General features: G+C 36.9%; 14 protein-coding genes. 8 read left to right on the top strand and 6 right to left on the bottom strand.

Annotation, left to right across the window (positions count from 1 at the left end; genetic code table 11):
- Positions 1–12: 12 nt before the first annotated feature.
- The 8 genes from fabG (at position 13) to BW946_RS06975 (ending at position 8,226) form a co-directional block, all read left to right on the top strand.
- A complete protein-coding gene (fabG, locus tag BW946_RS06940) occupies positions 13–744 on the top strand; it encodes a flexirubin biosynthesis SDR family reductase FlxB (RefSeq protein WP_076595473.1) in 732 nt (243 codons plus the stop codon).
- Position 745: 1 nt separating this feature from the next.
- Positions 746–1,966 carry a beta-ketoacyl-[acyl-carrier-protein] synthase family protein gene (locus BW946_RS06945; RefSeq protein ID WP_076595474.1) on the top strand — a complete coding sequence of 407 codons (1,221 nt, stop codon included), beginning with the start codon at positions 746–748 and terminating at the stop codon, positions 1,964–1,966.
- Between the two features lie 4 nt (positions 1,967–1,970).
- Positions 1,971–2,225: an acyl carrier protein gene (locus BW946_RS06950; protein ID WP_034692469.1), complete on the top strand. Its 255-nt coding sequence runs from the start codon at positions 1,971–1,973 to the stop codon at positions 2,223–2,225.
- Between the two features lie 117 nt (positions 2,226–2,342).
- The gene (locus tag BW946_RS06955) at positions 2,343–3,227 is read left to right on the top strand and encodes an LpxL/LpxP family acyltransferase (protein WP_076595475.1); all 885 of its coding nucleotides are present in this window, start codon (positions 2,343–2,345) and stop codon (positions 3,225–3,227) included.
- Positions 3,228–3,387: 160 nt separating this feature from the next.
- Positions 3,388–4,914, top strand: a complete 1,527-nt coding sequence (locus tag BW946_RS06960) for a phytoene desaturase family protein (protein WP_076595476.1) — start codon at positions 3,388–3,390, stop codon at positions 4,912–4,914.
- Position 4,915: 1 nt separating this feature from the next.
- Positions 4,916–6,604 (top strand): C45 family autoproteolytic acyltransferase/hydolase, encoded by a 1,689-nt coding sequence (locus BW946_RS06965; protein WP_083688796.1) that lies wholly within the window; start codon positions 4,916–4,918, stop codon positions 6,602–6,604.
- The gene (locus tag BW946_RS06970; protein WP_076595477.1) at positions 6,601–6,966 is read left to right on the top strand and encodes a hypothetical protein; all 366 of its coding nucleotides are present in this window, start codon (positions 6,601–6,603) and stop codon (positions 6,964–6,966) included. Before BW946_RS06965 ends, BW946_RS06970 begins: the two co-directional genes overlap by 4 nt.
- A gap of 6 nt (positions 6,967–6,972) precedes the next feature.
- Positions 6,973–8,226, top strand: coding sequence for an alpha/beta hydrolase (locus tag BW946_RS06975; RefSeq protein ID WP_076595478.1), 1,254 nt, complete (start codon positions 6,973–6,975; stop codon positions 8,224–8,226).
- Between the two features lie 51 nt (positions 8,227–8,277).
- Here the strand turns inward: BW946_RS06975 and BW946_RS06980 are convergent, their stop codons facing one another.
- The 6 genes from BW946_RS06980 to BW946_RS07005 form a co-directional block, all read right to left on the bottom strand.
- Positions 8,278–9,450, bottom strand: a complete 1,173-nt coding sequence (locus BW946_RS06980) for a DUF2062 domain-containing protein (protein ID WP_076595479.1) — start codon at positions 9,448–9,450, stop codon at positions 8,278–8,280.
- 4 nt (positions 9,451–9,454) lie between these two features.
- Positions 9,455–9,931: a hypothetical protein gene (locus tag BW946_RS06985; RefSeq protein ID WP_076595480.1), complete on the bottom strand. Its 477-nt coding sequence runs from the start codon at positions 9,929–9,931 to the stop codon at positions 9,455–9,457.
- Positions 9,932–9,936: 5 nt separating this feature from the next.
- Positions 9,937–10,308 (bottom strand): ApeI family dehydratase, encoded by a 372-nt coding sequence (locus BW946_RS06990; protein WP_083688797.1) that lies wholly within the window; start codon positions 10,306–10,308, stop codon positions 9,937–9,939.
- 78 nt (positions 10,309–10,386) lie between these two features.
- Positions 10,387–11,022 carry a flexirubin biosynthesis protein LolB2 gene (locus tag BW946_RS06995; RefSeq protein ID WP_083688798.1) on the bottom strand — a complete coding sequence of 212 codons (636 nt, stop codon included), beginning with the start codon at positions 11,020–11,022 and terminating at the stop codon, positions 10,387–10,389.
- Entirely contained in the window at positions 10,988–11,614 is a 627-nt protein-coding gene (locus BW946_RS07000; protein WP_076595481.1) for a flexirubin biosynthesis/transport protein LolA2, read from the bottom strand. Before BW946_RS07000 ends, BW946_RS06995 begins: the two co-directional genes overlap by 35 nt.
- Positions 11,607–12,362, bottom strand: a complete 756-nt coding sequence (locus BW946_RS07005) for a polysaccharide deacetylase family protein (protein ID WP_076595482.1) — start codon at positions 12,360–12,362, stop codon at positions 11,607–11,609. The genes BW946_RS07000 and BW946_RS07005 overlap by 8 nt, the downstream gene beginning before the upstream one ends.
- Positions 12,363–12,371: the final 9 nt, after the last annotated feature.

The raw sequence follows: 12,371 nt of genomic DNA on the forward strand, positions 1-12,371 counted from the left end.
AAACACTAACGCATGAAATGTGCAATTGTAACAGGTGGCTCCAGAGGGATCGGGAGAGCAATCTGTATAAAACTGGCTGAAGAGAAAAACTATCACATCCTTATCAACTACGCTTCAAACGAAATCGCAGCCAACGAAACATTGGCTAAAGTGGAAGAACTTGGAGCAACGGGAGAAATTCTTAAATTTGATGTAGGAAACACCGAAGAAACACAATCTGTTTTAACGGAATGGCAGGAGAAAAATCCAGATGCGGTGGTAGAAGTGATCGTCAATAATGCCGGAATCACAAGAGATGGTCTTTTTATGTGGATGCAGAAAGAAGACTGGAACAGTGTGATCAATACAAGTCTGGACGGATTTTTTAACGTAACCAATTTCTTTATTCAAAAGCTGCTTCGTAACAAATACGGAAGAATCATCAATATGGTTTCCGTATCAGGAGTAAAAGGAACCGCGGGTCAGACTAATTATTCTGCCGCAAAAGGTGCTTTGGTAGGTGCTACAAAAGCTCTTGCTCAGGAAGTTGCCAAAAGAAATGTTACCGTAAATGCTGTAGCTCCAGGTTTCATCAAAACAGATATGACTCAGGAGTTCAATGAAGAAGAACTGAAAGCAATGATTCCGGCCAACAGATTCGGAGAAGCAGAAGAAGTAGCAGATCTTGTCGCATTTTTAGCATCTAAAAAATCTTCATACATAACAGGAGAAGTGATTAATATTAACGGAGGAATTTATTCATAACATGGAAAATAGGGTTGTAATTACCGGAATGGGAATTTATTCCTGCATCGGGACGTCTTTAGAAGAGGTCAGGGAATCCCTATATCAAGGAAAATCCGGTATTGTTTTAGATCAGGACAGAAAAGAATTTGGTTTCAGGTCTGGTCTTACAGGAGTTGTTCCGAAGCCCGATCTGAAAAATCTTTTAAACAGACGCCAGCGTGTCAGCATGGGAGAGGAAAGTGAGTACGCTTATCTCGCTACCCTTGATGCATTGAAACAGGCGAATCTGGATGAAGAATTCTTAGATTCTCATGAAGTGGGAATCTTATACGGAAATGACAGCGTTTCCCAGGCAGTCGTAGAATCTATCGATATTGCAAGGGAAAAGAAAGATACAACATTGATGGGATCGGGAGCGATCTTCAAATCAATGAACTCAACGGTAACGATGAACCTTTCTACGATTTTTAAACTGAAAGGGATCAATCTTACCATCAGTGCAGCATGCGCAAGCGGTTCACACTCATTGGGGCTGGCTTATATGATGATCAAAAATGGTTTCCAGGACATGATTATCTGCGGCGGAGCTCAGGAAACCAACAAATATTCCATGGCGAGCTTTGACGGATTGGGAGTGTTCTCAGCCAGAGAAGATGAGCCTGCAAAAGCATCCAGACCTTTCGATGTAGAAAGAGACGGATTGATTCCGAGTGGAGGTGCAGCCACTCTGATTGTTGAAAGCTTAGAATCTGCCCAAAGAAGAGGCGCTCCGATTATTGCCGAAATTATTGGGTATGGTTTCTCTTCAAACGGAGGCCATATTTCAACACCCAATGTAGATGGGCCTGCTCTGGCAATGGACAGAGCCTTAAAACAATCAGGATTAAAAGCTTCGGACATCGATTATATCAATGCTCACGCAACTTCTACTCCGATTGGTGATGCCAACGAAGCAAAAGCCATTTATGAGATCTTCGGGAGTGAAGTTCCGGTAAGTTCTACCAAATCTATGACCGGACACGAATGCTGGATGGCAGGTGCAAGTGAAGTTATCTACTCCATTCTGATGATGCAGAACGATTTTGTTGCTCCCAATATCAATCTGGAAAACCCTGATAATGAAGCAAAAAAGATAAATTTAGTCGCAAAAACAATAAATCAAAAAATTGATGTATTTTTGTCGAATTCTTTTGGGTTTGGGGGAACCAATTCTGCACTAATAGTTAAAAAATTTGATTAAAAACATGGAAAGGGAAAAAATTGTTGCTATTGTTAATGATTTTCTTGTCAACGAATTCGAGGTAGACGGAGACGAAATCAGTAACGATGCCAACCTTAAAAATACACTGGGCTTAGACAGCCTTGATTATATCGACATGGTAGTCGTGATCGAATCCAATTTCGGGGTGAAATTAGGAGAAGCAGATTTCAAAAAAATGGTAACATTTGATGATTTCTATACAACGATTGAACATAAGATTGCTGAAAAAAACGCTTAGTTATTGAGTAAATCTTTATTCTATACAATGGGCCAATGTAATAATATCACCGTGATCTGCCTGCAGACACTTTAAAGGTATTGTTACATTGGTTCTCTCTTATATTAAATTCTATCTATGAACAAGTGGAAAGGTAAATCTAAAGGAACAGTACTCGGATACAGAATATTCGTCTGGTGTATTAGAAATATCGGGATCAGAAGTTCATATGGGGTGCTGTATTTTGTGGCCGCCTATTATTCGCTGTTTCAGAAGAAAAGTAACCAATACATTCTTTATTATTTTCAGAAAAGACTGAATTACGGATACTGGAAATCCAAAGCTTCCATCTTTAAAAGCTATTTTACTTTCGGAAAAGTTCTGATTGATAAAACCGCTATTTCTGCCGGACTCAGAGAAAAATATACCTATGAATTTGATGGTATTGAAAACCTCAGAAATCTTTTAGCTGCTAAAAAAGGAGGAGTGCTCATCAGTGCGCATATTGGTAATTTTGAGATTGCTGAACATTTTTTTGCAGATATCGATTTCGACTGCCAGATCAATCTGGTCACTACAGATCAGGAAGTTACCGTCATTAAGGAATATCTGGAAAGTGTTGCCGTAAAAAAGAGTAACATCAAGTTCATCTATGTCAAAGAAGATATGTCTCATATCTTTGAGATCAATCAGGCTTTATCCAATAATGAGCTTATCTGCTTTACCGGAGACCGTTATTTCGAAGGATCCAAATATCTGGAGGCAGAACTGCTTGGGAAAAGTGCAAAATTTCCGGCTGGTCCGTTTTTGATTGCCTCAAGATTAGGTGTTCCGGTAGTATATGTTTATGTAATGAAAGAGGATAATCTTCATTACCATCTGTATGCAAGAGTGGCACAGAATATCAAAAACCGCGATTCACAAGGGCTTTTACATTCTTACGTCCGGAATCTTGAAACCATGGTTAAAAAATATCCGCTCCAATGGTTTAATTATTTTGATTTTTGGGACGATGTTGATTAATTTTTCTATTTTTATCCCATAAAAAACGAATAAAAACTAAAAACCATTAAGATATACCGAGATTTAAGAGAACCCATGAAATTTCTATGCTTACTTTACTCAAATAAGCTTTAAATATCTTAAATTCCCTGTTTCTTAATTATTTAAAACACATTCTCTTTTGAAGAAAGCATACGACATACTTGTAATCGGCAGTGGATTGGGAGGTCTTGTTTCAGCTCTTATTTTGGCGAAAGAAGGTCTTAAAGTATGCGTTCTGGAGAAGAATAACCAATATGGAGGAAATCTGCAGACCTTTTCAAGAGATAAACTTATCTTCGATACAGGAGTTCATTATCTGGGAGGTTTATCCAAAGGGCAGAACCTGAACCAGTTCTTTTCCTATCTGGAAATCATGAATGATCTTGAACTTCAGCTGATGGATGAAGACGGCTATGACAAAATCAGTTTTGGGGATGATGAAATAGAATATCCTCACGCTCAGGGCTATCAGAATTTTGTTGAGCAGTTATCCAAATATTTTCCCGAAGAAAAAGAAAACCTTGAAAACTACTGTGAAGAAATTCAATACGTATGCAGCCAGTTTCCAAGGTATCATGTGGTGGGAAAAGACAGTTACAACGAGGAAATACTGCACCTCAATACCAAAAGATTTATCGAATCCGTTACCCAGAACAAAAAGCTTCAGGCTGTTTTACTGGGTTCGAATTTTTTATATGCCGGAGACTCGGAGAATGTTCCCTTTTATGTGCATGCTTTGACGGTAAATTCTTATATCCAAAGTGCTCACAAATGCGTGAGAGGAGGAAGCCAGATCTCTAAACTTTTAATCAGAAAACTTCGGGAATATGGAGCTGAAGTACACAAGCATTCAGAAGTTTCAGAATTCATTTTTAATGAAAATAATACACTAACTTCTGTAAAAACAAAGACAGGAAAAGAATACGCCGCAAAACAGTTCATTTCAAATATTGAGATTCGTTCCACTATTAAACTTATTGGTGAAGAAAGACTTAAAAAATCTTTTCTGAACAGGGTGTTAAGCTGGAAGCCGGTTTCATCATGCTTTAGTATTTATATTGTTTTAAAACCTCATTACCTTCCGAATTTTAATTATAACAGATACCACTATTCATCAGAAGACCTGGTATGGAATGCCTTCCGGTACCGAAAAGAAATGTGGCCGGAGACTTACATGCTTTCGTCTACTCCTTCTAAGCATCATCCTGAATTTGCAGAAAGCCTTACCGCGATTTCTTATATGGATTTTGATGAGGTAAAAGAATGGGAGAATACGTTCAATACTGTTGCCGATGAACATGAGAGAGGAACAGCCTATGCAAGATTTAAGCTGGAAAAAACAGAAAAAATGCTTGATGCCCTGGAACATAAAATCCCTAACCTGAGGCATGCCATCAAAACAATATATACTTCTTCTCCCTTATCATACAGAGACTATATCGGGAATTTTGAAGGAAATATGTACGGATACATGAAAAGCTCGGAGAATCCTCTTAAAACAATGGTTTCTCCCCGTACCAAAATTGACAATCTTTTTCTGACGGGACAATCTGTGAATATGCATGGGATCTTAGGGGTTACGATCGGAGCCTTTAATACCTGTGCTGAGATGATTGGAAAAGAAACGATAGACATGCGGCTGACCCAAATGATTAATAAAAAATAAAGTGAAAAAAACTAAAATCATTTATACAGCCTTTCAAAGAACTTTTCTTTATCTCACGCTCTGTTTTTTCCTCGCATCCTGTGGAATATCAAAATCTGTCCGGCATATTCCTGAGGTAAAACAATATATTCTGGAGGTTCCAAAAATTACCAGAATCAACGACAGCACTTTCAGCTATAATCAGAATTACCTTACCAAAAATAAACAGCAGCTCTGGGAACTTTACATTCAGGGAAATCCTTTACAATTAGGATATAATAACGGAGCGTTGACACAAAGCCTGATGCAGAAACAGGAAAGCATTTTCTTTTCAAAAGTGGAAAGTTTTGTTCCTTCAAAATTCAAGCAGCGGCTGTTAAAAGGTTTTTTGAAATGGTACAACAGAAAAATGTATCTCAATGTAAGAGAAGACTATCAGGCAGAATTATATGGCTTGTCACAATATTCATCTGATCAGTATGACTTTATTGCTCCTAAATATTTAAGAAACCTTTACCTGCACGGAGCTCATGATATCGGACATGCTATGCAGGATCTTGCTATGGTAGGCTGTACATCTCTTGCTGTATGGAATGAAAATACTGAAGACGGAGACTTGTTGATTGGAAGAAATTTCGACTTTTATGTGGGAGACGATTTTGCTAAAAATAAATTAGTGGAATTTGTTCAGCCGGAAGAAGGAATTCCCTACATGTCAGTAAGCTGGCCGGGAATGATTGGTGTAGTGTCCGGAATGAATAAAGAAGGAATTACGGTGACCATTAACGCCGGAAAATCAAAAATCCCTCTGACTGCAAAAACGCCTATCTCCCTTGTTACAAGAGAGATTTTACAGTATGCAAAAAATATAGAAGAAGCTATTGCTATTGCTAAAAAAAGAAAAGTTTTCGTTTCAGAATCTATTCTTGTTGGCAGTGCAGCAGATAAAAATGCAGTCATTATTGAAGTTTCACCTAAAAATCTCGGAGTGTACAGAGTGCAGAATACCAGCCAGATTCTTTGCACCAATCATTTCCAGTCTGAAACTTACAAGGACGACAAAAGAAATCAGAAACAGATTGAAGAAAGCCACTCAGAATACCGTTATGAAAAACTTCAGGAGCTTTTGCAGGAAGAAAAAAAGATCACTCCCGAAAAGATGGCTTCTATTTTAAGAAATAAATCCGGCTTAAAAGATGAAAGTATCGGGTATGGAAATGAAAAAGCGCTTAATCAGCTGCTCGCTCACCATGCTGTTATATTTTCCCCTCAGAAAAAACTGGTTTGGGTTTCTTCCAATCCTTATCAGCTGGGAGAATTTGTTTGTTATGACCTGAACGAGGTTTTTTCCGGTAAGCCACTATCACAAAGTCTGCTGGCGAAAACAGATTTGAATATCGCAAGAGATCCATTTGCCGATTCTGAAGAATTTCAAAATTATGAACTGTCTAAAATATTGGGTAAAGAAATCAATAAGGCAGCGGAAAATAAAGATATATTGTTGACAGATGATTTCATACCTTATTATGAATCTATGAACCCAGATTTTTGGCTGGTCTATTATCAGTCAGGAAAGTATTATTTTAGAAAAAAAGAATATTCAAACGCAAAAATGGAGTTTGAGAAAGCTCTGACGAAAGAAATTACAACGATTCCCGACAGAAAAAATGTTGAAAAATCCCTGCAGAAAACTTTAAAGAAACTGAAATGATCCCCAAATATATAAAACTGCTTTTCTGCATTCCTTTCCTCATTATCATCTGCCATTCAGTATACCTGTGTACGGTTTACAGATCTATACCTGACATTATCCCGATTCACGGGTACGGAAATATGAAAGACAATGATGGAAGCAAAATATTTGTGGTGTTTCCTGTACTGATGAATCTGGCTGTTCTTCTTTTTATCTGGCTGATCATCAGAAGACCGGATAAAATAAAGTTTACTTTTGAAATCAACGAGGACGAAAAAGAAAAAACCTACCATATCACCCAGTTAGCTCTGGTAATTATTGCGATATTTGTTACCATCATGATGACACCGCTATCATTTTACGATGTGGTTTATAAATAATAGATTATGAAAAAACTCTTAACCTTATTCTTTACAGCATATGCTCTGTTATCATTTTCTCAGGACAGAAAAGAGATAGGAAATACTTTTATCAAAGCTTTATTGGTGGATAAGAATATAGAAAAAGCACATTCTTATTTCGATGCTTCCGTAGCAGGACAAATTCCGGTAGATCAGCTTAAAGCTGTTACGGAACAGCTACAGGGACAGATTGGAGGTTTGAAAAATATCCTTGAAGTAAATAATGAAGGAAACACCTATTATTACTATTCCGAATTTGAAAAAACAAAACTGGATGTTCAGCTTACTTTTGGAGAAAATAATAAACTACTGGGCTTCTTCCTGGTTCCTCATAAATCATTTGAAAAACCTGATGAGAAAACCACACTAAAAATTAAAAGTGATGGCATTGAACTGAACGGAACTCTGTTGATTCCTCCCTCCAACAATAAAAATAAACTGGTTATTTTCGTTCACGGTTCCGGAGCGCATGACAGAGACGAAACCATTGGAGAAAACAAACCGTTTAAAGACATTGCAGAATATCTTTTAGCCAACGGAATTGCTTCCTACCGATATGATAAAAGAACCTATTCCTATCCTGAGACATTTAATGAAAAATCTACTGTGGAAGAGGAAACCATCAATGATGCGGTAAATACTGCTCTTTATTTTAAAAAGAATGCTGATTACAAAGACTACCAGATTATTATTCTGGGACATAGCCAGGGAGCTTATATGATGCCAAAAATTGCAGAAAAAGTGCAGGTTTCAAAATATGTTTTTATGGCTGGGAATGCGAGACCATTACAGGATTTATTAGTAGAACAGTATAAGTATCTTCATGCTATAGATCCAACTAAAGTACCTGCTGAGGCGGTGCAGGAAGTAAAAACTAAGGTAGCCTTTCTAAATTCATCTAAATTTAATATAAGTTCACCATCATCAGAACTTCCTTTGGGACAATCTGCTGCTTATTGGAAATATATAAAAGATTACAATCAGCTTAATGAGGTTAAAAAAGTAAAAGCTCCCATGTTTTTTGCACAAGGGGGAAGAGATTATCAGGTGACAGAGAAAGACTTTAATCTTTGGAAAGAAACATTGAAAAATGATAAAACAGCGGTGTTTAAGTTTTATCCTGCATTAAGCCACTTGTTTATTGCCGGAAGCGGAAAACCATCTCCAAAAGATTATGAAACAAAAGGGAAGGTGGATGAACACTTTTTAAAAGACCTTGCAGATTTTATTCTGAAATAATTGCAATGAGATTATTGCTCTCATAAGCCTGGAACATTGTCCCGGGCTTTTTTAATTGTTTTCCGGACTTACTTTATTCAAAAACAGAAAAGAGGCTATCCCTGTAAGCGCAGAAAGTGTAGTGCTTAAGATAAAACTCCCGATAATATATTGCAGAAGATTGTTCTTAATCAGTTCAAAATTCAAATCCTGACTTAAAATATCACTGTCACCACTTACAAACGGTGCTCCCAGAAAAAGAGAAGCAGCAATGATAAAGGGAATAAAAGGCGGAAGACTTACATTGGATGCTACAAAGGCAAGTACTTTATTAAGTTTGAAAAGTACAGACAGACTGATAACCAGAAGGGTCTGAAATCCCCAGAAAGGAGATAAACCTATAAATACTCCCAAAGCTATGGAAAATGCTTTTGTACGGTTACTACCGTCACTTTCTAAGACATCTTCCTGAATGAATCTTTTAAAGCTTTTTTTTTTGAAATTATTCACAAAGTTTCTCGGAATAATATAAAGTAAGGTAATCGTCACGAGAATTGTATTCAGAATACTGATCCTTGTAAAATCTTTGAAAGGTCTGAAATGTGAAACCCGTTCCTTCGGATCGTATAACACTTTAATAGGAACATTTTTTACGGGAACATACCTCCACGCAGTTCTTACAATGATTTCAATTTCAAATTCAAACTTAGGCGTGAAATATTTCTTGGGAATTTTATGCAAAGGATAAAGCCTGTAGCCCGATTGGGTATCTTCCAGTCTGATGCCGGTTTCAAACCAGAACCAGAAATTGGAAAAACGGTTTCCGAAACTGCTTTTCTTAGGAATACCATCCTGAGACATATTTCTGTTCCCAATCAGAAGAACATCCTCTTTTTCCTGAAGAAGAGCCTCTACAAATACCGGAATATCATCCGGATAATGCTGTCCATCCGAATCAATCGTGATAGCGTAGTCATATCCTGAATTCTTTGCTGCCCTGAAACCTGTTTTAAGGCCATTTCCTTTCCCTTTGTTCTCCGGCAGGGAAATGACAGTAATCTGAGGATATTGAGTAAGAATCTGAGGGGTGGAATCTGTAGAACCATCATTAACCACAATAATACTTTCGGTGTACTCGAGAACACCGTCAATCACCCTTTTCAGAGTTTTTTCATTATTGTAGGTAGGTATTAAAACGCATATCTTCTTTTCAGAAATAGCATTCTGTACTTCAGCAAGGAACATTTTTTTATTTTAAAGTGGCTCTTTCCGTCTCTGTCATGGTTTTAGATTGCATTGCAAACCTTTTGATATAGCCTTTTAATGCTGTATTCTGTTTGCTGTAATTGTTCAACAGGAAAGCTTTATCATCCTTCAGACTTCCACGGTATCCTACAATCTTTGGAATATTTTCCTGAACGCTCATTCTGATCAGACGAAGTTCTGCATTATTAGGATTACTCTTGATTACGTTTTCAAGGCTTGTAGCTCCCGTTTTTACCAGAGATTTTCTGTTGCTTTTGGCAATTTTGGCTTCCATAATCTTCGCCGCTGCTTTATACCCAACCGTTACAGCGTCAGAACCGGATTGTTTTTCCGCAGTTTCAATAAAGCTAGCTGTATTGGTATTGGATTCGTTCGCTTTTGCATAGCTGTTTCTCAGCGTTTCAAGATCAGATTGAAAGAAAAAAACAAATGCTGCGATGAATGAAAAGATTAGTTTCATGATGCTTATTTTTTATAGCTTACAGACATTTTCAATGCAATAGTCTCGCCAAAAGAAGTTGTGTTTTTTACTTTGACATCTTCTTCATTTTCAGTAATATCAAGCTGAAGAACCAGATCAGGGGTTTCAAAAGGATTGATAATCGCCATGAATTTTACATTGGAAGCTGTTTTCAGGAATAATTTCGAACCTGTAAATTCTTCAGTGAGTTCTTTAATGATCTGCATCATACAAACACCGGGAGTTACGGGATTTCCAGGGAAATGTCCTTTGAAAATATCGTGGTCTTTATTAAGATGAATATGAGCAGTAAATTTTCCGTCTTCTGCCTTATCGTATGATGTTAAAGTATAAAAGTCTGTAAGAATGGTTTGCATGATCTTATTTTTTAAGATTAAAGTATAATCAATTTCTTTTCAAAAAAACAGGTATATCCATAGATTTGAGAGCAGAAATTATTCCGTTTCGGTTATTTGAAATAGTTTTATGTTGATCTTAAAATCCTTATGCTGCAGGTTCAAGCTGTCTGCGAAGATAGGTTTTTTTGCATCAAAAGTAAAATTGATTTTCTCCTTGTTGTTTTTCGTGTAAACAATCTCTTTCAGTAAGCCATTTTCTTTGCTGAAGAAAAGATAATAGCTCATGTTGCCAATTTTTGAAAGGTAGATTCTAGCATTCTCATTTTCAAAACTTTCATTGACCGGATATCTTCTTTTCAGAAGCTGACGGAAATCGTTTTTCAGGAAATTGATGACTATTTTTTTATCCAGATCAGGAAGTACATAATTCAGTTTGAAATCGTTCTCAGAAACTTCAAAATCAATAAGTTTGTTCCCAAAATCTGAAGTTAACGCAACACGGTGCGTTGTTTCATTCAGTTTTTTGATGATCAGAATTCCGCTCACATGGTTTTTATAGATATCCATCTGGCATTTGTAGACATAATCTTCACCGGAAGAAAAGTATAAATTTTCAACCGTTTTTTCAGAGGTTGAGGCAGGCTTTACATCAGTAAGCTTATAAGTTTTACAGGAAAGAGCCAGGATCAGAATCAGGCTATAAAGAAAACTCTGACGCAGGAATGGTAGCATTGATCTTGGTATTTTTGAAAACAATATTGGTAGTGTCTCCGGAAGCCTCAGTCATATTCACCTGTGAAACGGCCGACTGGTTCTTTGGGAAATACAGCTCAATCTGTTTGATATATTTCAACAGCTGGGATGTTTTAGGAATAAACTTCGCTATATTGTAATTCCCATTCTTAAAATACGTTACTGTGAACTCAGGATCATTGAACATTGTTCCGTTTGAGCTTCCTACAATCAGTTTATTGATTTTTTCAAATGTTTTGCTCTTCGCATCCACAGACGATTTTTTTCCCTGATCATTGATGAAGATTTTATTGCTTTTAAAAACAATGCTGTACTGATAAGGCTTAGTATATTTCCAGCTCAGCATATTGGGGGTCTGCAAAGACATTTTCCCATAAGTAACAATACTTTTATCCAGAAAATCCATTTTTTTGGTCTGGGTAAAATCACTCTGCAAAGTTTTAATCTCTTTCGTCTCAGAAGATACCTTCGATATAAATGCTTTAGCTTCAGCTCCTGACATGGCCGTGTTTTGGGCAAAAAAGAAACCGGAAACCAGTAAGAATGCTCCGAAAGCAATATTTTTAATCATTTCTATTTGAATTTATCACTGTATCCACAGTAAAGGTTGAATATTTTTTATCCTTCAAAAATACTAATAAATTGGTCAGCACACGATAAGTCTTTTCCGAAGTGTCGTGAAGGAGGATAATACTTCCTTTTTTCAGGCCTTTGGTCACTCTGCTGTATATTTTCTTTTCATTATCAGTAATGGTATCCAGAGAGCGGACATTCCATCCGATACTTATTTTATTTGTTTTTTTGATTGCCTTTGCAATATTAGGATTCGTCACGCCGAAAGGCGGCCTGTAAAGACTGGTCTTGATATTCCCCACATTCTTCATGATTTCATCACATCTTTCAATCTCCTCAATCATTTTTGAGGTTGATAAGAAACCTGTGGAACTGGAATGCGATAACGTATGGTTACCAATCGTATGACCTTCTGCAATCATCCTCTGAAAAGTTTCAGGATATTTTTCAATCTGTTTTCCGATACAGAAAAAAGTGGCTTTTATCTGATGTTCTTTAAGCAGATCTAAAAACTTTGGAGTAAATTCAGTAGGGCCGTCATCAAAAGTAAGCGCTGCTTCTTTAATTTTGGTTCGCCTATGAGTGATGCTGTTGACGAAATATCCCAGTTCAATATCAAATGAACCCCATACTACTACGGCAGAAAAAGCAAAAAAACAAAACAGATATACCCAGAAACTTCCGTGGAACGCATAAATAAAAGCGTTACAGAAAATATAAAACAGAATAAACGGATAATGCTTCACCTTATTTTC

The sequence above is a fragment of the Chryseobacterium sp. RU33C genome, from assembly GCF_900156015.1.
GTDB lineage: Bacteria > Bacteroidota > Bacteroidia > Flavobacteriales > Weeksellaceae > Chryseobacterium > Chryseobacterium candidae.

Excerpts from the sequence above, each read along its gene's own strand:
- fabG (WP_076595473.1), top strand. The coding sequence starts at position 13 with ATGAAATGTGCAATTGTAACAGGTGGCTCCAGAGGGATCGGGAGAGCA.
- BW946_RS06945 (WP_076595474.1), top strand. The coding sequence starts at position 746 with ATGGAAAATAGGGTTGTAATTACCGGAATGGGAATTTATTCCTGCATC.
- BW946_RS06950 (WP_034692469.1), top strand. The coding sequence starts at position 1,971 with ATGGAAAGGGAAAAAATTGTTGCTATTGTTAATGATTTTCTTGTCAAC.
- BW946_RS06955 (WP_076595475.1), top strand. The coding sequence starts at position 2,343 with ATGAACAAGTGGAAAGGTAAATCTAAAGGAACAGTACTCGGATACAGA.
- BW946_RS06970 (WP_076595477.1), top strand. The coding sequence starts at position 6,601 with ATGATCCCCAAATATATAAAACTGCTTTTCTGCATTCCTTTCCTCATT.
- BW946_RS06975 (WP_076595478.1), top strand. The coding sequence starts at position 6,973 with ATGAAAAAACTCTTAACCTTATTCTTTACAGCATATGCTCTGTTATCA.
- BW946_RS06980 (WP_076595479.1), bottom strand. The coding sequence starts at position 9,450 with ATGTTCCTTGCTGAAGTACAGAATGCTATTTCTGAAAAGAAGATATGC.
- BW946_RS06985 (WP_076595480.1), bottom strand. The coding sequence starts at position 9,931 with ATGAAACTAATCTTTTCATTCATCGCAGCATTTGTTTTTTTCTTTCAA.
- BW946_RS06990 (WP_083688797.1), bottom strand. The coding sequence starts at position 10,308 with ATGCAAACCATTCTTACAGACTTTTATACTTTAACATCATACGATAAG.
- BW946_RS06995 (WP_083688798.1), bottom strand. The coding sequence starts at position 11,022 with ATGCTACCATTCCTGCGTCAGAGTTTTCTTTATAGCCTGATTCTGATC.
- BW946_RS07000 (WP_076595481.1), bottom strand. The coding sequence starts at position 11,614 with ATGATTAAAAATATTGCTTTCGGAGCATTCTTACTGGTTTCCGGTTTC.